The sequence below is a fragment of the Thioalkalivibrio sp. genome (genome assembly GCF_041685615.1).
GTDB lineage: Bacteria > Pseudomonadota > Gammaproteobacteria > Ectothiorhodospirales > Ectothiorhodospiraceae > Thioalkalivibrio.
Map to the genome: position 1 here is coordinate 1 of NZ_JAWLFK010000007.1, position 21017 is coordinate 21017.

General features: G+C 67.3%; 21 protein-coding genes and 1 tRNA gene. 1 reads left to right on the forward strand and 21 read right to left on the reverse strand.

What is annotated here, in order from left to right:
* Positions 1-122: 122 nt before the first annotated feature.
* The 8 genes from alr to rnr form a co-directional block, all read right to left on the reverse strand.
* Entirely contained in the window at positions 123-1232 is a 1110-nt protein-coding gene (gene alr, locus ACESLR_RS02390) for an alanine racemase (RefSeq protein WP_373024914.1), read from the reverse strand.
* A gap of 8 nt (positions 1233-1240) precedes the next feature.
* Complete coding sequence (gene dnaB / locus ACESLR_RS02395) at positions 1241-2605, reverse strand: replicative DNA helicase (RefSeq protein ID WP_373024913.1); 1365 nt, start codon at positions 2603-2605, stop codon at positions 1241-1243.
* A gap of 79 nt (positions 2606-2684) precedes the next feature.
* Positions 2685-3134, reverse strand: coding sequence for a 50S ribosomal protein L9 (gene rplI, locus ACESLR_RS02400; protein WP_024327123.1), 450 nt, complete (start codon positions 3132-3134; stop codon positions 2685-2687).
* Between the two features lie 68 nt (positions 3135-3202).
* On the reverse strand, positions 3203-4138 hold the full coding sequence (locus ACESLR_RS02405; RefSeq protein ID WP_373024912.1) for a DUF2232 domain-containing protein: 936 nt from the start codon (positions 4136-4138) through the stop codon (positions 3203-3205).
* Between the two features lie 31 nt (positions 4139-4169).
* Complete coding sequence (rpsR, locus tag ACESLR_RS02410; protein WP_017940974.1) at positions 4170-4394, reverse strand: 30S ribosomal protein S18; 225 nt, start codon at positions 4392-4394, stop codon at positions 4170-4172.
* 42 nt (positions 4395-4436) lie between these two features.
* The gene (gene rpsF / locus ACESLR_RS02415) at positions 4437-4841 is read right to left on the reverse strand and encodes a 30S ribosomal protein S6 (RefSeq protein ID WP_373024911.1); all 405 of its coding nucleotides are present in this window, start codon (positions 4839-4841) and stop codon (positions 4437-4439) included.
* Positions 4842-5023: 182 nt separating this feature from the next.
* The gene (gene rlmB, locus ACESLR_RS02420; protein ID WP_373024910.1) at positions 5024-5800 is read right to left on the reverse strand and encodes a 23S rRNA (guanosine(2251)-2'-O)-methyltransferase RlmB; all 777 of its coding nucleotides are present in this window, start codon (positions 5798-5800) and stop codon (positions 5024-5026) included.
* Between the two features lie 109 nt (positions 5801-5909).
* Entirely contained in the window at positions 5910-8543 is a 2634-nt protein-coding gene (rnr, locus tag ACESLR_RS02425; RefSeq protein ID WP_373024909.1) for a ribonuclease R, read from the reverse strand.
* Between the two features lie 550 nt (positions 8544-9093).
* On the opposite strand from rnr, the gene ACESLR_RS02430 reads away from it, so the two are divergent.
* Positions 9094-9180, forward strand: a tRNA-Leu gene (locus ACESLR_RS02430).
* 162 nt (positions 9181-9342) lie between these two features.
* Here ACESLR_RS02430 and ACESLR_RS02435 read toward each other — a convergent pair.
* From ACESLR_RS02435 to ACESLR_RS02495, 13 genes are all read right to left on the reverse strand, one after another.
* A complete protein-coding gene (locus ACESLR_RS02435; protein WP_373024908.1) occupies positions 9343-10644 on the reverse strand; it encodes an adenylosuccinate synthase in 1302 nt (433 codons plus the stop codon).
* On the reverse strand, positions 10644-11822 hold the full coding sequence (locus ACESLR_RS02440) for an ATP phosphoribosyltransferase regulatory subunit (RefSeq protein ID WP_373024907.1): 1179 nt from the start codon (positions 11820-11822) through the stop codon (positions 10644-10646). The genes ACESLR_RS02435 and ACESLR_RS02440 overlap by 1 nt, the downstream gene beginning before the upstream one ends.
* Positions 11823-11949: 127 nt before the next feature.
* Complete coding sequence (hflC, locus tag ACESLR_RS02445; protein ID WP_373024906.1) at positions 11950-12834, reverse strand: protease modulator HflC; 885 nt, start codon at positions 12832-12834, stop codon at positions 11950-11952.
* Positions 12834-14048, reverse strand: coding sequence for an FtsH protease activity modulator HflK (gene hflK, locus ACESLR_RS02450; protein ID WP_373024905.1), 1215 nt, complete (start codon positions 14046-14048; stop codon positions 12834-12836). Before hflK ends, hflC begins: the two co-directional genes overlap by 1 nt.
* A 139-nt stretch (positions 14049-14187) precedes the next feature.
* Entirely contained in the window at positions 14188-14580 is a 393-nt protein-coding gene (gene acpS, locus ACESLR_RS02455) for a holo-ACP synthase (protein WP_373024904.1), read from the reverse strand.
* Between the two features lie 7 nt (positions 14581-14587).
* Complete coding sequence (locus ACESLR_RS02460; RefSeq protein WP_373024903.1) at positions 14588-15355, reverse strand: pyridoxine 5'-phosphate synthase; 768 nt, start codon at positions 15353-15355, stop codon at positions 14588-14590.
* A 36-nt stretch (positions 15356-15391) separates the two neighbouring features.
* Complete coding sequence (gene recO, locus ACESLR_RS02465; RefSeq protein WP_373024902.1) at positions 15392-16051, reverse strand: DNA repair protein RecO; 660 nt, start codon at positions 16049-16051, stop codon at positions 15392-15394.
* A 16-nt stretch (positions 16052-16067) separates the two neighbouring features.
* Positions 16068-16991, reverse strand: coding sequence for a GTPase Era (era, locus tag ACESLR_RS02470; protein ID WP_373024901.1), 924 nt, complete (start codon positions 16989-16991; stop codon positions 16068-16070).
* The gene (gene rnc, locus ACESLR_RS02475) at positions 16988-17665 is read right to left on the reverse strand and encodes a ribonuclease III (RefSeq protein ID WP_373024900.1); all 678 of its coding nucleotides are present in this window, start codon (positions 17663-17665) and stop codon (positions 16988-16990) included. Before rnc ends, era begins: the two co-directional genes overlap by 4 nt.
* Positions 17666-17708: 43 nt before the next feature.
* The gene (locus ACESLR_RS02480) at positions 17709-18065 is read right to left on the reverse strand and encodes a DUF4845 domain-containing protein (protein WP_373024922.1); all 357 of its coding nucleotides are present in this window, start codon (positions 18063-18065) and stop codon (positions 17709-17711) included.
* A gap of 62 nt (positions 18066-18127) precedes the next feature.
* Positions 18128-18898, reverse strand: coding sequence for a signal peptidase I (lepB, locus tag ACESLR_RS02485; RefSeq protein ID WP_373024899.1), 771 nt, complete (start codon positions 18896-18898; stop codon positions 18128-18130).
* 67 nt (positions 18899-18965) lie between these two features.
* Positions 18966-20774 (reverse strand): translation elongation factor 4, encoded by a 1809-nt coding sequence (gene lepA / locus ACESLR_RS02490; RefSeq protein ID WP_373024898.1) that lies wholly within the window; start codon positions 20772-20774, stop codon positions 18966-18968.
* On the reverse strand, positions 20771-21010 hold the full coding sequence (locus ACESLR_RS02495) for a glutaredoxin family protein (RefSeq protein WP_373024897.1): 240 nt from the start codon (positions 21008-21010) through the stop codon (positions 20771-20773). Before ACESLR_RS02495 ends, lepA begins: the two co-directional genes overlap by 4 nt.
* Positions 21011-21017 lie beyond the last annotated feature (7 nt).

Consider the following 21017-nt stretch of genomic DNA (forward strand, 5'->3'; position numbering starts at 1 on the left):
CGGAGTGCTCGCCCTCGGGCGTGCGCTGGTAGCCATGGCGGATGGCGACGGTCTGCGGGTCGTAATCAGTGGGGTCGAAGTCGGTCATCGCGGCATCCTTGAATGCGGGATGCGACAGTGTATCAGCGTGCCGGCTGCAGACGGTCCGCCACGCGGGTCAGAAGCTCGTAGCTGATCGTGCCCGCCGCGCGCGCGACGCGTTCCACCGGCAACCCCTCGCCCCACAGCGTCGCCATGTCGCCGACCTGCGCCTCGGGCACCCCGCTCAGGTCCACCGCCAGCATGTCCATGGAGACACGCCCGATCAGCGGGCAGATCCGGTTCTTCACGCGGACCGGGGTACCCGACGGGGCGTGGCGCGGATAACCGTCGGCATAGCCCATCGCGACGATCCCGGCCCGGCCAGGTCCGCTGGCCGTCCAGGTCGCGCCATAACCGACCGACTCGCCGGGCTCCAGCGACTGGGTCGCGATGATCGGGGCGCGAACGGTCATCGCCGGGCGCAGGTCCCCCTCGGGCCCCTCGGGCGGGCACGCTTCCGGGACCGAGGCCGGGTGCGCGCCGTAGAGCATGATGCCGGGGCGCGCCCAATAGTCACCGGGTGCGGCCGCATCGCCGCCGCGGCCCCAGCCCGCGAACAGGGAAGCCGAGTTGGCCACGCTGCGGTGTCCCGGAAACGCCGCCACCGTGTCGGCAAAGCAGGCCAGCTGCCGGGCATTCTGCGGGTGGTCGGGCGCGTCGGCGCAGGCCAGATGGGTCATCCAGTGCAGCCCCTCGTGCCCGTGCCCGGCGGTCTGCAGGCGCGCCGCCACGTCGGCCGCTCGCCGCGGATCGAAGCCCAGGCGGTTCATGCCGGTGTTCAGTTTGACCCAGACCTCGGGGAGTGTGGCACCAGCGGCATCGAGGAGGTCAAGCTGCGCGGGATCGTGCACAACGGGCTGCAGGCCGAATTCGGTGCAGGCATGAGACTCGGTGACGTCCCGCGGCCCCTGCAGGACCAGCAGCGGCCCGTCGAAGCCGGCAGTGCGCAGGGCACGCGCCTCGCCCACCTGGGACACGGCGAGACCATCGCTGTCCGGTCCCAGCACCCCGGCCGCCCACAGCAGACCGTGGCCATAGCCCTCGGCCTTGATCACCGACCACGTGGGGACACCCGGGGCCAGGCGGCGCGCCACGGACAGGTTGTGCCGCAGGGCTTCCGGATGGAGATGGAGGGTGGCCGCGCGTTTCACGCCGCTGGTCAGGCCTGGTGGCCCATCTCGCCGTAGACGTCGGGGGCATAGTTCTCGAAGCGCGTGAACTGCCCGCGGAAGGTCAGGCGCACGGTCCCGATGGGGCCGTTACGCTGCTTGGCGATGATAATCTCCGCCGTGCCCTTGTCCGGGGATTCCTCGTTGTAGACCTCGTCGCGATAGACAAAGGCGATGATATCGGCGTCCTGCTCGATGGCCCCGGACTCGCGCAGGTCGGACATCACCGGGCGCTTGTTTGGCCGTTGTTCCAGCGAGCGGTTGAGCTGCGACAGCGCGATCATCGGGACGCTCAGCTCCTTGGCCAGGGCCTTCAGGCCGCGCGAGATCTCGGAGATCTCGTGGGCGCGGCTCTCGCCGGCCCCGGGAAACTGCATCAGCTGCAGGTAGTCGACCACGATCAGCTTGAGCCCCTTGTGCTCGCGCATCAGGCGGCGCGTGCGGGCGCGCAGCTCGGTGGGCGACAGCGCCGGGGTGTCGTCGATGTACAGCGGCGCCTCTGAGAGCATCTGCACCGCGCTGGTCAGGCGCGGCCAGTCGCCATCCTCCAGGCGACCGGAGCGCAGCTTCTGCTGGTTGATCCGCCCCATCGAGGACAACAGGCGCATCGCCAGCTGCTCGCCGGGCATCTCCATGGAGAAGATCGCGACCGGTTCGGCGTTCTTCATCGCCACGTACTCGGCGATATTCATCGCGAACGAGGTCTTGCCCATAGACGGGCGCCCGGCCACGATCACCAGATCGCCCGGATTCAGCCCGGACGTGAGGGCGTCCAGGTCCTCATAGCCCGTGGCGATCCCCGTGATGGGGTTTTTGGTCTCGTAGAGTTCTTCAATCTGGTTCACCGCCGCCGTCAGCAGCGGTTTCATCCCGCGAAACCCCTGGGCACCCCGAGCGCCCTGCTCGGCGATACGGAACACCTTCTGCTCCGCCACGTCCAGCAGTTCCTTGGAGTCGCGACCGTCGGGGGTATAGGCGGAATCGGCGATCTCGGTGCCGACCGAGATCAGCGAACGCAGGATGGAGCGCTCGCGGACGATATCGGCATAGGCCACGATGTTCGCGGCACTGGGCGTCTCGGCAGCCAGGCGCCCGAGGTACGCCATGCCACCGGCCGGTTCCAGCTCCGCCGTGCGGTCGAGCTGTTCCGACACGGTCACCATGTCGAACGGGGCATTGCGATCGGCAAGCGTGGACACCGCCCGGAAGATCAGGCGGTGGTCGTGACGATAGAAGTCTTCTGCGGTGATGCGGTCCGCCACCCGGTCCCAGGCGGCGTTGTCCAGCATCAGGCCTCCGAGGACGGCCTGCTCGGCCTCCTCGGAGTGCGGGGGGACCCGCGGATTCGGGGCCATGGGCGAGTTCACGCAGCGAACCCGCCCATCTGCCGGGTATCAGCGACCCGGTGGGGCCACCCTCCCGACATCCGGTGAATCACTCTTCGCCGATCACGACGACGCGGATGTCGACGTCCACGTCCGAGTGCAGGTGCAGGCCGATCTCGAATTCGCCGGTCGTGCGCAGCGGGCCTTCCGGCATGCGCACTTCGCGCTTCTCGACTTCGGTGCCCTTCGCGCTCAGGGCATCGGCGACGTCGGCCGGGCCAATGGAGCCGAACAACTTGCCTTCGCCACCGGACTTCGCGGTGATCTCGAGCACGGTACCGTCCAGCTTTTCCTTGCGCGCCTCGGCCTCGGCCAGGGCCTCGGCGGCCGCCTTCTCCAGTTCGGCCCGGCGCGCCTCGAACTCGGCGATGTTCTCGGCGGTGGCGAACGTGGCCTTGCCCTGCGGCAGGAGATAGTTGCGCGCAAAGCCCGGACGCACGTTGACGCGGTCACCCAGGGTGCCCAGGTTGTCGATCTTTTCCAGCAGAATGACTTCCATCTTTGGTATTCCTGTAACGTTTGATCAGCCCCCGAAGGGGCGCATTCTACACCGGTCGTGGACCGGTCTCACGGATTGTTGTCACCGTCCTGCCCGCCTGGTGCGGAACCAGGGCCCAGGCGCGAGCGGATATCCGCCCAGGCGTCGATGACCCCGATGGTCGCCAGCAGCAGAAACAGCTGTGGCAGCGCCAGGGCCAACAACACATACATCCCCACTAGCCAGAAACTGCTCATCCCCTGGCGGAAGGTCAGCGCGTGCATGAGCGCGATCCCCTGCAGGAAGAACAGCACCGCCAGGATGAACGCCAGCTCGGTGGCCAGCGGCACCGGCCCCAGATGACCGATCCCTGCCAGCAGCAGCGTGGCCGCGCTCATTGCGTGTCCGAACTGCAGCGCCCGGAACTCCTCGCCGAATGCCCCCGGGTTGTACAACAGCGCCTGCCAGTAGCGGCCCAGCACCACGGCCAGCGTCAGGCTGAGCAGCAGCATCCCGGCGAACAGCCCGGTCAGGTACGGGGCGGCACGGCGCAGCCCCGCCTCCAGTTCCTGCGGGCCGGTCTCGCTGCCCTCGACGAGCGGCCCCAGCAGGGCCATGCCGGCCTCGGCCCAGGTGGACTCGAGATCCGGGACCAGCATGTGTACGGCCAGCACCCCGATCCCCGCGATCCCCACGGCGGCCTGCATCGTCATGCGCCACGAGACGGTGCGCCGTAGCAATTCGGCGAGCAGCGCCACCGGCGCCCACTGCACGATCCCGGCGATCACACCCGCGAACAGCGGGGCCTCGGGCATCAAGGCAAACATCGCCACCCCGAGCACCAGCGCGGAAAGCACCATGACCAGTAGCGCCTGCCCGAGACCGATGCGCAGCCCCACCAGGGCGATCAGCGCACTGCTGAGGAGCGCGACCGGCGGCAGGAACAGTCCCGCCACGCCAAAGCCGGCGACCGCGCCCACGGCACGGCCCCGGCTCTTCATCGCGAATTCGGCCAGTACGCGCATGGCGACGGCCCCCGGCGAACCGGTACGTGACTTAGTGGTTGTCGCTGTACGGCAGCAGGGCGAGGAACCGCGCGCGCTTCACGGCGGTGGCCAGCTGACGCTGGTACTTCGCGCTGGTGCCGGTCACGCGACTGGGCACGATCTTGCCGGTTTCGGTGACGAAACCCTTGAGCAGGTTCAGGTCCTTGTAATCGATGTAATCGATGCCTTCGGCGGTGAACTTGCAGTACTTGCGGCGACGCGGAAAACGGGCCATGTCAGATCTCCTTCAATCAATCGATCAGCGAACGGGCGGGGCTTACTCGGCGGCGGCCGAGTCGTCGGAGGCGGCTTCACCACCCTCGTCGTCGCGTTCGCGGCGACGGCCCTTGGAGCCTTCCTCTTCCTGGCCCTTGGCCAGCGGGGAGGTCTCGGTCACGGCCTCTTCCATGCGCATCGCCAGGTGGCGCAGCACGGCATCGTTGAACCGGAAGGCACTGGCCAGCTCTTCCATCGCCTCTTCCGAGGCCTCGATGTTCATGAGCACGTAGTGGGCCTTCACCAGCTTCTGGATCGGGTACGCCAGCTGACGGCGACCCCAGTCTTCCAGACGATGGACCTTGCCTTCATGACCTTCGACCAGGCCCTTGTAGCGCTCGATCATCGCCGGGACCTGCTCGCTCTGGTCCGGGTGGACCAGGAATACAACTTCGTAGTGACGCATCGGGAACTCCTTGCGGGTATCAGCCTCCCGTCCACGCGGTGAGGCAAGGGTTCGACCCCGCGGGCACACCCGCGGGGCAGAAAGGCGCGATACGATAACCGAAGCGCGCGGCAACAACAAGCCAAAGCCGGGGAAACGGACGTGGACGCCACACCGGGAGGCCCGAAGGCGGAAGCCTTTCCTCAGGCCAACCCTGGCACCGGTCCGGCCTGGCGCTGACGCACCGCCTCGAAAAGGGTGACGCCCGTGGCAACGGAGACGTTGAGACTCTCCACCGTTCCCCGCATCGGCAACGCGACCAGATGATCGCAGGCCTCCCGGGTCAGGCGGCGCAGCCCCTCGCCCTCGGCCCCCATCACGATCGCGCTCGGCAGGCGCAGGTCCACCTGGTAGAGGCTTCCCTCCGCCTCGCCGGCCAGGCCCACGGTCCACATGCCGGCGTCCTTCAGGGATGCCAGCGTCCGCGCCAGATTGCCGACGGTCACCACCGGAACGGTCTCGGCCGCGCCGGAGGCCACCTTGATCGCCGCCGGGGTCAATGCCGCACTGTGGTGGCGTGGCATGATGACCGCACCGGCTCCGGCCGCATCGGCGGTACGCAGGCAGGCGCCTAGATTGTGCGGATCGGTCACGCCGTCGAGCACCAGCAGCAGGTCGAGGCCATCGCGAACACGCCGGACCAGGGCCCGTTCATCCACCGCCGGACGCGGTGTGCAGTGTACGATCACGCCCTGGTTCTGGAAGCCGGGGTGTTGCTGGTCGAGGCGCTCGCGACCGACCCGTTCGACCGACAGGCCGCAGTGCCGGGCCCGCTGCAGCAGGCGCTCCAGGGCGGGTTCCACCGGATCGGTGGCCAGCTGCAGGCGCTTGACCCTTTCCGGGGCGTGCTCCAGCACGGCCGCCACCGCATGGATCCCGCCGAAGGCCTCCGCGCGGCTGCCCTTGCCCCCCTTGCTCATCGCCCGACTCCGACCGCCCGGAGCTCACCGGTCAGGAACCCCGAGTCGACGCCCGGGGCTACCGGGGCCGCGCATGACCGTGCGGACGGATGCGGGCGCACCGGTCGCCTCAGGACGAGGACGGACGCCGACGCCGACTCCGGCGACGGCCGGAGCCCGCGGGCTTCTTGTCCGCCGGCTGTACCTCGGGCTCGGCGATGGTATTGCCATCTTTGTCGGCCTCGGGCCGCGGCGGCGGAACCGCCTCGTTGCCGGGTTCCGGGGTATCCGGGGTGTCGTCGTGCGGCTCGCTCGGCGGGCCCGCTTCGTTCCCCGGCTCGGGCCCGTTGTCCGGGCCGGACTCGCTGGCCGGATTCGACTCACCGGACGCGGCGCCGCGGCGGCGCCCGCCGCGACGGCGGCGCTTTTTCTTCGGCGCCGGGACCTCGTCGTCGCCAGCGGACGCCTCCGGTCCGGGCGTTGCCGACCCGGCAGCGGCCTCCACCGGGGCGGCGTCCGCCTCCTTGCGGCGCTTGCTGCGGCGGCTGCGCTTCTTGGGAGGCGCATCCGTGGGCTTCGGCTTGCCCGGCTCCTCGGCCAGGGCCAGGTCGATCTTGCGATCATCGAGGCTTACCCGCGCGACCTGGACCTTGAGCTCGTCGCCAATGCGGAACACCCGGCCTCCGCGCTCGCCGGTCAGGCTGTGACGCGCCGGATCAAAGTGATAGAAGTCGTTGTCCAGGCTGGTCACATGCACCAGGCCCTCGATGTAGACATCCTTGATTTCGACGAACAGGCCAAAACCGGTGACCCCGGAGACCACGCCAAGGAACGTCTCGCCGACCTTGTCCTGCATGTACTCGGCCTTCAGCCAGGCCACCGCGTCGCGGGTCGCGTCGTCGGCCCGGCGTTCGGCCATCGAGCAGTGCTCGCCCAGCTGTTCCATGTCACCGTGCGAGTACGGGAATGCCTTGGCGCTGCCCTTGCGCAGGACATGGCGGATGCCACGGTGCACCAGCAGGTCCGGATAGCGCCGGATCGGCGAGGTGAAATGGGCGTAGTCGTCCAGCGCCAGACCGAAATGGCCGTCCAGCTCCGGTGCGTAGACTGCCTGGCTCAGCGAGCGCAGCAGGACGGTCTGGATCAACTGCTGGTCGGAACGCTGGCGCGCCGCCTTCAGGACCGCGGTGTAATCGGCCGGCGTGGGTTCCGCCCCGCCACCGAGGCTCAGACCCGCGCCGTTCAGGAATTCGCGCAGTTCCTCGACCTTGTCCGACGGCGGCTGGTCATGGATGCGGTACAGCGCCGGCACCTTGTGCTTCTTCAGGAAGCGCGCAGCGGCGACGTTCGCCATGATCATGCATTCTTCGACCAGGCGATGGGCATCGTTGCGCTCGGTCGGGACAATCTTCTCGATCTTGCGGTCCTCGCCGAAGACGATCTTCGTCTCGGTGGTATCGAAGTCGATCGCGCCACGGCGATTACGCGCCGCGTGCAGCGACTTGAAGACCTTGTGCAGAGTCTCGAGGTGGGGCAGCACATGGGCGTTCTTCTCGCGCAGGCCCGAATCACCCTCAAGCATGGCGGCTACGTCCTCGTAGATCAGGCGCGCGTGCGAGCGAATCAGGCCCTCGTGGAAGCGGAAGCTCTTGAGGGCCCCACGGGCGCCGATCTCCATCTCGCAGATCATGCTCAGGCGGTCCACGTTCGGGTTCAGCGAACACAGGCCGTTGGACAGGGCCTCGGGCAGCATGGGGATGACGTTATTCGGGAAGTACACCGAAGTGCCGCGGGTTTGCGCCTCGCGATCCAGCGCGGCATCGCGCGCGACGTAGTGCGACACGTCGGCAATCGCGACCCACAGGCGCCAGCCTTTGCCTTCCGGCTCGCAGTACAGGGCATCGTCGAAGTCGCGGGCGTCGTCGCCATCGATGGTGACAAACGGCTTCTCGCGCAGGTCGAGGCGGCCCTTCTTGTCCGCCTCGGCCACCTCGGCACCGAGCTCGTCGGCGGCGGCCGTGACCTCGTCTGGCCATTCGTGGGGCAGACCATGGGCACGGATCGCGATGTCGATCTCCATGCCCGGAGCCATGTGCTCGCCGAGGACCTCCTGCACGTCGCCGCGCAGACGCGCGGTGCGCGAGGCCGACTCGCGGATGCGCACGACCACGATCTGGTCGTCCTCCGCCTCGCCCAGGCCATCCGGCGGCACGAGGATGTCGTGGGTGATGCGCTTGTTGTCCGGGGTCAGGATGCCGACGCCGTCCTCGATCTTCAGGCGCCCCACGACCTGCGTGGTGTTGCGCTCCAGGACCTCGACGATCCCGCCTTCACGCCGGCCGCGGCGGTCCACGCCCATGACCCGGGCAAGGACCCGGTCGCCATGGAACACGCCACGCATCTGCTTGGGCGACAGGAACAGGTCATCGTCCTGCTCGTCCGGCACCAGAAAGCCAAAGCCATCCGGATGACCGATCACGCGGCCACGGATCAGGTCTTCCTGGTTGACGGGCAGGTAGGCGCCACGACGGTTGCAAAGGGCCTGGCCGTCGCGCTCCATCGCCTTCAGGCGGCGGCGCAGGGCCTCGAGACGATCATCATCGTCGATCTGCAGCCGCTCCGCGATCTCGTCATAGGACAGCGGATTATCGGCTTCCTGCAGGAGCCCGAGGATGAACTCGCGGCTGGGGATGGGATTGTCGTACTTCTGCGCCTCGCGCTCGAAGTTGGGATCGGCGGGGGTCTTGCGACGTTGTCTTGGCATTCAGTGAACTCTGTGGATGTTGCAATGGGCAGCCCGTCGCCGGGGATCCGGCCGGGCGCGCAAGGGAAACGCTGATTCTTGTACACGCTCGCGACTTGGTCACTGCTGCGCGCCGACAAGGCGCACCGCGCGAGGTATGGCCAGGCCACACCGCAAAGCAACACCGCGAGCAGGCCCGTTCCCGTCCATGACGGGCGGTCGAGCCACCCCTTGCCGTCACTTGCCGGGCGGGTGGCCCTGGTTCCCCGAGCCTGCGCCGCACCCCGCATCAATCAAGAGCGGGCGGGCAGAACCACTGCCTCGACAGCGGCGTCTGGCCCCGGAAACAGGGGGGCGCCAACGCGAGCGTGTACATGTATCAGCGTTCCCCAAGGCGCCCATTATGAGGCATGCGGAATTTTGTTGCGCGGGCGGCCCGCTCGTGCCACCTGGCGCATGCCACCAGCGGCCATTTTCGCGCCCAGGGGCGTTGACAGCCTCACGACCGCGCACTATATTGCGCGCTCCTGAAGCGCAGGACACACGGTTTTCCCTGTGTGTCGTCCCTCGTGCCGAGGTGGCGGAATTGGTAGACGCGCTAGCTTCAGGTGCTAGTGGGGGTAACCCCGTGGAGGTTCAAGTCCTCTCCTCGGCACCATTTCTATGCTTCAACCCAATCCCGATCGAACTTGTCGACGCGGCATCCATATCGATGGCGTGATGTTGCTGTGTGGGCATCCTGCCGCCGCCTGGCATTATCCCGCCCGGGCCGCACACCCGGGGCCAGCCCGGTGTGCGAACTAGGCGTTCACGGGCGCGATCAGGTATCGAACGGGTCCCGCAGGACCAGGGTTTCGTCCCGGTCCGGGCCGGTGGAGACCATGTCCACCGGTACTCCGACCACCTCGCTCAGGCGCTCCAGATAGGCGCGCGCATTGGCCGGCAGCTGGGCGTATTCGCGGATCCCGACCGTGGACTCCGACCAGCCGGGCATCTCCTCGTAGATCGGCGTGCAGGCGGCATAGGCCTCGGCCCCGGACGGCGGCGCCTCGCGCATCTCGCCATCGCAGCTATACCCGACGCAGATCTGCACGTTCTCAAGCCCGTCCAGTACGTCCAGCTTGGTCATGCACAGCCCGCTGATGGTGTTCACCTTGACCGCGCGCTTCAGTGCGACCGCGTCGAACCAGCCACAGCGGCGCGCACGGCCGGTGGTGGAACCGAACTCGTTGCCCTGGCGCGCCAGGTGCTCGCCCATATTGTCGAACAATTCGGTCGGGAACGGTCCCGCCCCCACCCGCGTGGTATAGGCCTTGGTGATGCCCAGCACATAGTCGATGTCGCGCGGGCCCACCCCGGAACCGGTGGAAGCCCCCCCGGCCGTGGTGTTGGACGAGGTCACGAACGGGTAGGTCCCGTGATCGATGTCCAAGAGCGTGCCCTGGGCACCCTCGAACATCACGTCCTTGCCCTGCTCGCGCAGTTCGTGCAGGCGGCCCGCCACGTCGGTGACCATCGGCTGCAGGCGCTCTGCGTGCGCCAGGCACTGCTCCAGCACCTCCTGCTGATCGATCGTCGGGGCCTTGAAGTAATGCTTCAGCGCGAAGTTGTGATAGTCCATCACCTCGCCCAGCTTCGCAGCCAGGCGTTCGCGGTGGAAGAGGTCATCCAGGCGCAGGCCGCGGCGGGCAACCTTGTCCTCGTAGGCCGGGCCGATCCCACGGCCGGTAGTGCCGATGGCCGCCTTGCCCCGGGCTTTTTCCCGCGCGTGGTCCAGGGCCACGTGGTAGGGCAGGATCAGTTGACAGGCATCCGACAGGCGCAGGCGCTCGGCGACGGGCACGCCCCTCGCCTCCAGTTCCTTCATCTCGGTAAGCAGGGCCTCGGGCGAGAGCACGACGCCATTGCCGATCATGCACTCCACGCCCTGGCGCAGGATGCCCGACGGGATCAGGTGGAGCACGGTCTTCACGCCGTCGATCACCAGGGTATGACCGGCGTTGTGTCCGCCCTGGAAGCGCACCACGGCGGCGGCGTCCTCGGTCAGACGGTCGACGATCTTGCCCTTGCCCTCGTCACCCCACTGGCTGCCCAGTACGACTACAAAACGTCCCATCGCCATCAATGCTCCACCACTGTCCATTCCCCGGCGTGCTGTTCCAGACGCGCACCCGCGGATGATTCATTGTCCTCGCCGTCCAGATCCCGGACCACGCGCATGCCGCGCGCACGCAGATCCGCAATCGTCGCCTCCAGCGCGGCGTCGCCGGCAGCGGGCGCCCGTACGGTCTGGCGCGCCGGCTCGCCGCCCCGGCGCCGCACGAAGGCACGCAAGTCAGTACTGAACCCGGTGGCCGCCCGCGCCCGACCGAAGACGCGGCCGATATCGTTATAGCGTCCACCGCGGGCGATGGCCTGGCCCGAGCCCGGCACAAAGGCCGCGAATACGAGCCCCGTGTGATAGGCATAGCCACGCAGTTCGGCCAGATCCAGGTGCAGATCCAGCTCCGGTTCGCAGGCCTCGAGCCGCGCAACCACGGCCTGGAGGTGATCCAGGGCCTCCGCCAGCTCGCCCGGCGCACCCGCCAGGGCTCGGCGGGCCTCGTCCAGCACCCCGGCATCGCCGTTCAGATCCACCAGGGCGCGCAGGCGCGCGCAGGCCGCCGGGTCCATGCCGGAGGCCTGCCAGGCGGCTAGGGTCTGCTCGATCTCGGGCACGCTCTTGCGCTGCAACTGGTCGAAGAAGTCCTGTTCCTGGGCCGCATCAAGACCGGCGTCCCGCGCCAGTGCGCGGTAGATTCCGACGTGGCCCAGATCCATGCTCGGGCGTTCTGCACCGCAGATCAGCAGGGTCGCGAGCATCAGCCGGATGATCTCGAGATCGCTGTCGATCCCGTCATGGCCAAACAGCTCCGCCCCGGCCTGCAGCGGGCTGCGCGAGCCCGACCACTCGTCGGCACGGGTGCGCAGCGTCGAACCTACGTAACACAGCCGATTCGGGCCCTGAACACGCAGGCGATGCGCATCGATGCGCGCCACCTGCGGGGTCAGGTCCGCTCGCACGCCCATCATGCGCCCGGTGAGCTGGTCGGTCAGCTTGAAGGTCTGCAGGTCCAGGGCATGGCCGGCGCCCGTCAGGAGCGACTCCAGATACTCGGCGAGGGGAGGCATGACCAGGTCATAGCCCCAGGTATCGAACTGGTCCAGCACCCGCCGGCGGAGATCCTCCAGGCGGCGCGCAGCGTCCGGCAGGGCCTCCTCCAGCCCGTCCGGCAACAACCAGCGGTTGATATCGGTCATGTCGTCCCTGCCCTTGTACTGTGATCCACCAACGTCCGGCAAAAGTCGGGCCCGGAAACGTCCGGGCCCGACGCTGACGGCGACCTTCGGGACAGCCGTGGGTGGCTGCCCGGGTCCACGCCCCGCGTTATCGGGCTGGCAACGGGGCCGGGCGCTCGCCACCGGGGGCGTTGAAGTACTGGAAGAACTGCGAGTTCGGTTCCAGGATGAAGGTGCTGTTTTCGCCGCTCATGCTGTTGCGGTAGGCAATCAGGCTGCGATAGAAGCGGAAGAACTCCTGATCCTCGCCAAACGAACGCCCCAGAGTCTCGGTGGCAATGGCGTCACCCGCACCACGGATCTCTTCCGAGTCCCGATAGGCATTCGCGAGGATCACCGTGCGTTCACGATCGGCGCGCGAGCGAATACGCTCCGCCTCTTCCTGACCGCGGGCACGGAAGTCCTGGGCGACACGCTGACGCTCGGCGCGCATGCGCTCGTACACGGACTCGGACACCTCCTCCGGCAGGTCCATGCGGCGGATGCGCACATCGACCAGGTCAATCCCCAGTTCCTTCGCCGTCTCCAGCGCGGTCTGGCGCACAGCACCCATGATGGTCAGGCGTTCGCCCGAGACCACGTCCTGCAGTTCGAAACGCGCGAACTCGTTGCGCATCCCATCGCGCAGGATCTGCGCCAGGCGTTCTTCGGCCAGGCGCTCGTCCCCGCGAGTGGCACGGTAGAACTGGCCGACATCGTCAATCCGCCACTTGGCGTAGAAATCGACGATGATGTTCTTCGCTTCCGAGGTCAGAAACCGATCCGGCGGGATGTTCAGCGTCATGATTCGGGCGTCGAACTTCTCGACGTTCTGGATCAGCGGAAACTTGAAGTGCAGCCCCGGGCTCGGGTCGACCTCGCGAATCTCGCCCAGGGCGAACTTGATCACGCGATCGCGTTCGTCGACCGTGTAGGTCGACAACGCGACCACGATACCAAGCACGATCACGGCAATACCGGCTATGCGGAGCATTAGCGCACCTCCCGCGAACGCTGGGCGGCCGGGTTGCGATCACCCTGCGCGCCGCTCGTACCCGAGCCACTGTTGCTGAAGACACTGCGACTGGTATCCAGCGGTCGCGGTGTCGGCGTATCGCTGGAGCTGTTTCCGGTGCTCGACGTGCCCTCGAACAACTGATCCAGCGGCAGCATCATCAGATTGTTGCTGCTGCCCACGTCCAGCATCAGCTTTTGCGAACCCTCAAGCACGGCCTCGACCGCCTCCAGATACAGACGATCGCGGGTTACGTCCGGGACTTGCTGGTACTCCGCCAGCAACTGGTCAAAGCGCGAGGCATCACCCTCGGCGCGGGCCACCACCTGGTCGCGATAGCCCTCGGCCTCCTCGATGACGCGGGCAGCCTGACCCCGAGCGCGCGGGATCACGCCATTGGCGTACGCCTCGGCCTCGTTGCGGAAACGCACTTCGTCCTCGCGGGCACGAATAGCGTCGGCAAAGGCCCCCTGCACAGGCTCCGGCGGCTGCGCCTGCTCCATCGACACGGCGGTCACGATGATGCCGGCCCCGTAGGCGTCCAAATTCTCCTGCATCACCACCCGCGCGGACGAGGCGATCTCCCCGCGACCCTCGCCAAGGATGAAATCCAGATTATTCTTGCCGATGCGCTCTCGAATGGCCGACTCCATGACCTGATTCACGGTGGTGTCGGGGTCGCGAACATTGAAGAGATAATCGACCAGATCGAGGATCCGGTACTGCACGGCGATGTCGACATCGATAATGTTCTCGTCGCCGGTCACGATCAGCGCGCGATGGGAGAGGGTGCGCACGTTGTCGACATTCTCGATCTCTACGCGCTCGATCGGGTACGGCAGGTGCCAGCCCGGCCCCGGGTTGTTCACTTGCTGGAATTCACCGAAACGCAGCACGACGCCGCGCTCACCTTCCGAAATGATATGGAAACCGGATGCCAGCCAGATCACGACGGCGATGATCAGGCCGAGGCTCACCAGCGCCTGGGCGCCTCGCCCCATGCCACCGCTTCCGGAACCACCACCACTACCACCCCCGCCGAAGATGCCGTTCAGCTGCCGCGACAACTTGCGCATCATTTCTTCGAGGTCCGGGGGCTGATTGCCGCCCCCTCCGCCACCGCTTCCGCGCTGGCCGCCGCCCCCCCCACTCCAGGGGTCACGGTTGTTGTTTCCCGGTTCGTTCCAGGGCATGGACTGGACTCCGTCACTCGCTCAGGGCTGCGCCCGACGCGGCATCTACCGACACCGACAGGCATAAGGGGCCACATTCTAGGGAGCCACCCCCGGTCCGGCAAGCGCGCCCGGGCGGAATTGAGGGTATAGCACCGGCTCAGCGCCGGGAAGGGCTGGCCGCCTCCACGATGACGAAGGCCTGCGCGTACTCGCGCTCGTCGCTGATACTGAGGTGGATGGCACCGGCCCCCAGGCGCTCGGCCGTGGCGCGGGCGCGTCCCTCCAAAATGAACTCGGGTCGACCGCGGGCATCATGGATGACTCCGGCGTCGATCAGGGCCATGTCCGCCCCCACCCCGCAGCCGAGTGCCTTGGACAGGGCCTCCTTGGCAGCGAAGCGGCGGGCGAGAAAACCGGCCGGATCCTGCGCCGGCAGTGCCGCGCGCTCCAGCGGGTGCAGGATACGTCCGGCCAGGCGGGCGCCGTGGCGCTCCCACATGCCCTGCATGCGCGCCACCTGGACCAGGTCGGTCCCGATGCCGAGGATCACGGCTGGCTCAGACCGGGTACTGCCCGGCCGGCAGTCCCGCGCGGGCGGCATCCATGAGGCCGCGCATGTGGCTGACGGCTTCGGGCAGGCCGGTGAACAGGGCCCGGGCGACGATCGAATGCCCGATATTGAGTTCGTGAAAGACCGGGTTGGCCGCGATCGGGCGCACGTTGTCATAGTCCAGGCCATGGCCGGCGTTTATCAACAGGCCCATCCCCTGGCCAGACGCCGCCGCCTCGTTGAGGCTGGCGAGCAGCCGCTCGCGCTCGCCGGCATCATGGGCATTCGCGTAGGCACCGGTGTGCAGCTCGACCACCGGCGCGCCGATGGCCACCGCGGCCTCCAGCTGGCGCCCATCCGGCTCCACGAACAGCGAGACCTCAATCCCGGCGGCGGTCAGCGGCGCGACGAACTCGCGCAGCCGGTCAAGCTGCCCTGCGGCGTCCAGACCGCCCTCGGTGGTCAGCTCCTCGCGCTTCTCCGGCACGATGCAGCAGGCGTCCGGGCGCAGCTTGAGGGCAATCGCCTGCATCCCCTCGGTTGCCGCCATCTCCAGGTTCATCGGGACCTTGAGCCGGGGCTTGATACCGAAGACGTCATCGTCCTGGATATGCCGACGATCCTCGCGCAAGTGCAGGGTAATCGAATCCGCGCCGCTCGCCTCGGCCAGGCGCACCGCCTGCATCAGGTCGGGATACGGCGTGTGCCGCGCCTGGCGGATCGTGGCGATGTGGTCGAGATTGACCCCGAGCTTCAGCGGAACAGGATGCGACATGATGCGGTGCCCTTGTGTGGGTGCGGTCCGGAGAGCCTACAGCAGACCGCGGGTGCGCAGCGGACGGCCGGCCAGATGGGTATCGATCAGCCGGCGCATGAAGTCGCGGCTGACGCGGGCCTGATTATCGGGCACGTCGCACCCGCTGGCCAGCGACCGCAGGGCAACGCCGGGGATCGCCTCGCCACGACCGGCGGCCGCCGGTTCCAGGCCGGCGTCCGGGTCGTAGCGATACCAGGCATCGGGGTCCAGCGCGGACGGCTCCAAATGTTCCAGCCCGGAATCCAGCGGCGCGAGCAGGGCCCATTCGGCCCGACGCAACACGGCATCGGCGCGCTCGCCAGCGGCAAGCCGGGCATAGGCAGACAACAGCGCAGGCAGAGCCTCCGGGATCGGGGCCTCGCGCGGGTACAGCCGCAGGATCAGTTCGTTGAGGTACAACCCGCAGATCAGGGCACGCCCGGTCAGCGGGAAGACCCGCTGCTGCTCGGCCACGCTGAGGGTGGGCAGTTCGCCCCGCCCGCGCCAGGCCAGATCCAGCAGCGCGAAGGGCTGCACCGACCCGGCCTTGCCGCGCACCACGGCCGAAAGCCGGCCGGTCCCGGCGGTGAGCAGTTCGAGCACCCGGCTGTTCTCGCGCAGCGGCCGCGCGTGCAACACCACCCCCTGGGTGATTGCCGACGCCGCGCCACTCATGCCCGTCTCAGGGCCCTCATCGTGGTTCCTCGATGCCGAGCTCGCGCAGGGCACGCGGGTTGCGGGTCCAGTCGGCTTCCACGCGCACGTTCAGGCGCAGCATCACCTTGCGTCCCAGCAGATCCTCCAGCTGGACACGGGCCGCCTGGCCAATGCGCTTGAGACGGCGACCGCCCTTGCCGATCACGATGCCCTTCTGACTGTCGCGCTCGACCAGGATCACGGCGTCGATGTGGGTAGTGCGCGGCTCGTCCGCCCACGCCTCCACGCGCACCGCCACCGAGTACGGGACCTCCTGCCCCAGGTGCTCCAGCATGGATTCGCGGATCATCTCCTCGGCGCGAAAGCGCTGCGGGCGATCCGAGAGCTGGTCTGGGTCGTACAGAAACGGGCCCTTTGGGATGTGCGTCCGGATCTCCGCGATCAGCCCCTCCAGGTTGGAGCCGGTTTTCGCCGACAGCGGAACCACTCCGGTGTAGTCGAAGGCCGCGGCGCGAGCCTCGATGAACGGCAACAACTCTTCCTTCGCGCGGAACTGGTCGACCTTGTTGATGACCAGCAGCGCCGGGCGTCCGGAATGGCGGATGGTCTCCTCGATGCGCTCGTCACCGGGACCGAATTCGCCCGCCTCGACGATGAAACACGCCAGGTCGGCATCGGCCAGCGCCTGGCTGGCCGTGCGGTTGAGAACCCGGTTCACCAGCTGGGTCCGTTCGGTGTCGATGCCGGGGGTGTCCATCAGCACGACCTGATCCCGCCCCTCGGTCACGATGCCGAGGATGCGGTTGCGCGTGGTGTGCGGCCGACGGGTCGTCGCCGCCAGCTTCTCGCCGACCAGGCGATTCATCAGCGTGGTCTTGCCCACGTTGGGCCGGCCGATCAACGCGACCAGGCCGCAGCGTGTCGACTCGCCCGCTCGGCCTTCGTCGATTTCGCTCATTGTTCCTGTACCTGTTGCAGGCGTCTCAGGGCGGCCTCGGCCGCGGCCTGCTCGGCGCGGCGCCGCGAGGAGCCCTGGCCGCGCTGCCCCCAGCCCTGGGTCGGCAGGTGCACCGCCACGGTGAACTCGCGCTTGTGATCGGGGCCGGCCACCTCCAGCACCTCGTAGACGGGCAGCTCCGCATTGCGGCCCTGGAGCTGCTCCTGCAGACGCGTCTTGGGGTCCTTCAGCGATTCGGCCGACGGCAGATCGTTCAGGCGTTCCACGTACAGCGCCAGGGTGAATTCGCGCGCGGCCTGCATGCCCGCCTCGCGGTAGGTCACCCCGATCAGGGCCTCGACCGCGTCGGCCAGGATGGAGTCGCGCCGCTGGCCGCCGCTCTTGCGTTCGCCCTGGCCCAGATTCAGCGTACCCTCGAGACCGGTCTCCCGCGCGAGCGCCGCCAGCGATTCGCGATTGACCAGCGCGGCGCGCAGACGGGTCAGGTCCCCTTCCGGGGCATCCGGCAGCTTTTCGTACAGGGCGTCGGCAATCACCAGGCCCAGGACGGCGTCTCCGAGGAATTCCAGACGCTCGTTGTTGCGCCCGCCGGCACTGCGATGGGTCAACGCCTGGCCTACGCCTTCGCCGTCGCGCACGGCCGGCGGCAGCAGACTGCGAAAGTCACGACTCACGGAAACACCCTGCAAGGCATGCAACGAATCGACACCGCCCCGGTCAGGGAGCGAGCGTCTCGCTGTTCGAGAAGCGCGCAACCACGTCCACGTTACCGAGGAACTCGCGGCGCACCTCGTACTCCAGATGCAGACGGCGACCGTCCCCGTTCTCGGTCACGCTGAAGTCGCCTTCCTCGATCCCGTCATACACGGAGTTGATCTGGAAGCGGCGATCGATCTCGCGCCAAAGCTCGCGTTCGCTCTTGTCGGCGGCACCGGTCTGGGTGGCCACGTCCTGCATGATGGAGCGGACGGTCAGGAACTGGGTGTACTGCGTGCCCATCTTGATCACGAAGGTGCCGACCAGCAGCGCCAGGAAGATCAGCGCAAGAACCGTGACGGCGCCCGCGCCCTGCATCGAATGTCTGGAATGTCGCATGAATGCCCTGCCCCCTGTATGCCTGTACCCGCGGAACGGGCCTATCGAATCGCCTGGCCGATGCGGGAAAAGTCCAGATGCCTTTCATTGTAATCCCAATGCAACCAGATAAAGAGCGCGCGGCCGACCAGGAGTTCCTCGGCGACGAAACCCCAGACCCGGCTGTCATTGGAGTTGTCGCGGTTGTCGCCGACCATGAAGTAGTGCCCTTCGGGAACCGTGACCGAGCCATCCGGGCTCGCTTGCTGTTCCCGCATCAGGGTGTTGTAGGTGCGGCCGTCCAGCGTCTCCTCGAAGATCGACGCCCCCGACATGACCTGCCCGGAACCCTCGCCCTCGAAGGTGCCCACGCGCTCGGCCGGTTGCGGCTCACCATTCACGTACAGCACGCGGTCGCGGAAGGCGATGGTATCGCCCGGGAGGCCGATCACCCGCTTGATGTAGTCCTCCTGCGGGTTGCGCGGGAACTTGAAGACCACCACCTCGCCGCGCTCCGGTTCGCCGGTGTCAAAGACCTTGGTACGCGTCACCGGCAGGCGGATCCCGTAGGAGAACTTGCTGACCATGATGAAGTCGCCCACCAACAAGGTGGGCATCATCGAACCGGAGGGGATGCGGAACGGTTCGGCCACGAACGAGCGCAGGATCAGCACGATCAGCAGTACCGGGAAGAACGAGCGCGAGTAGTCCACGAACCAGGGTATCTCGCGCTGACGCTCCGGGCTTCGGCGGCGCCGAAGGATCACCCAGCCCAGCCAGATCAGTCCGGTCACGGCGGTTGCCAGCACCAGGATCAGTTCGAGATTTGCCATGCCGTGTCCTCTGTTCCCGGCGCGCCGGGGATTGCCTGGCGCCCCGTCCGGGCACCATGCCTTATTGTCACTTCTTGTCGTCGTCCACCGACAGCACCGCGAGGAAGGCCTCCTGCGGCACATCCACCCGGCCGATCGACTTCATGCGCTTCTTGCCGGCCTTCTGCTTCTCCAGCAACTTGCGCTTGCGGGTCACGTCGCCGCCGTAGCACTTGGCCAGCACGTTTTTGCGCATCGCCTTGACCGTGGCGCGGGCGATGATCTTGGACCCGATCGCCGCCTGGATCGCGACCTCGTACATCTGGCGCGGGATGATCTTGGCCATGCGCTCGATGATCTCGCGCCCGCGCGACTCCGCATGGTCGCGATGCACGATCGCCGAGAGCGAATCCACGCGATCGCCGTTGATGAGGATGTCCACGCGCACCAGCGGCGCCGCCTGGAAGCGCAGCGGCTGGTAGTCGAACGAGGCATAGCCACGTGTCGCGGACTTCAGGCGGTCAAAGAAATCGAGCATCACCTCGGACATCGGCAGCTCGTAGGATAGCTGCACCTGGCGCCCGAGGTACTGCATCTTCGTCTGCACCCCACGCTTTTCCACACACAGGGTAATGACCGCGCCGACGTACTCCTGCGGGACCAGGATGTTCGCCTCGATGATCGGCTCGCGGATCTGCGCGACCTCGTTGTTCGCCGGCAGTTCGGACGGATTGTGCACCGAAACCACTTCGCCGTCGTTGCGCTCCACCTCGTAGACCACAGTCGGGGCGGTGGTGATCAGGTCCAGATCGTACTCCCGTTCCAGACGTTCCTGCACGATCTCCATATGCAGCATGCCGAGGAAGCCGCAGCGAAAACCGAAACCAAGCGCCTGCGAAGTCTCCGGCTCGAACGACAGCGCGGCGTCGTTCAGGCGCAGCTTGTCCAGCGCCTCGCGCAGGTCGTTGAAGTCATCCGCGCTGACCGGGAACAGCCCGGCGAACACCCGTGGCTGGATCTCCTGGAAGCCCGGCACCGGCTCGTCCGCGGGGTTGTTGAAATCGGTAAAGGTGTCGCCCACCTTGGCCCCGGAGATGTCCTTGATGGTCGCGATCAGGTAGCCGACATCACCCACCTCCAGGGTCTCGCGGTCCACCGGCTTGGGCGTGAACACGCCGACGCGGCTGACCTCGTGGGCCCGTCCCACCGACATCGCCTTGATCTTCTGCCCGGCGCGGAAGCGACCGGCCTTGACCCGCACCAGCGCGACCACGCCCAGGTAGTTGTCGTACCAGGAGTCGATTACCAGCGCCTTGGGCGCGGCCTCGGCATCCCCCTCCGGCGGCGGGACGCGGCGCACGATCTCCTCCAGCAGTTCGGCGATGCCCTCGCCGGTCTTGGCGGAGACGCGCAGGGCGTCGGTGGCCTCGATGCCAATCACGTCCTCGATCTCGGCCGCCACGCGATCGGGCTCGGCGGCCGGCAGATCGATCTTGTTCAGCACCGGCACGACCTCCAACCCCTGATCGATCGCGGTGTAGCAATTGGCGACACTCTGCGCCTCGACACCCTGCGAGGCATCCACTACCAGCAGTGCGCCCTCGCAGGCGAACAGCGAGCGCGAAACCTCGTAGGAAAAATCCACGTGCCCCGGGGTGTCGATGAGGTTCAGCTGGTAGCGCTGGCCGTCCTGGGCGTCGTAGTACAGCGACACGCTCTGTGCCTTGATGGTAATGCCGCGCTCGCGCTCCAGATCCATCGAGTCCAGCACCTGCTCCGACATCTCGCGCTCGGTCAGGCCGTGGCAGCCCTGGATCAGGCGGTCCGCCAGCGTCGACTTGCCGTGATCGATATGCGCAATGATCGAGAAATTGCGGGTGAGGCGGGTGTCGGTCATGCAGGGCCCAGTTGGTCCAGCAGCGCCTTTCGGTCGAGGAAATGGCAGCAGAGAATGTCGCCGTCGACCGCAAGCACCGGGACCTTGACGTTGAAACGCGCCTGCAGGTCAGGGTCCTCGTCGATGTCGACGACCGTAAGCGCGAAAGTATAACGGCTTTTGAGGGACATGATCTCGGCCAGCATGTCATGGCAGAGACCGCAGCTCTCGCGGTGATACAGCGTCAGTTGGGTCATGCGCAAA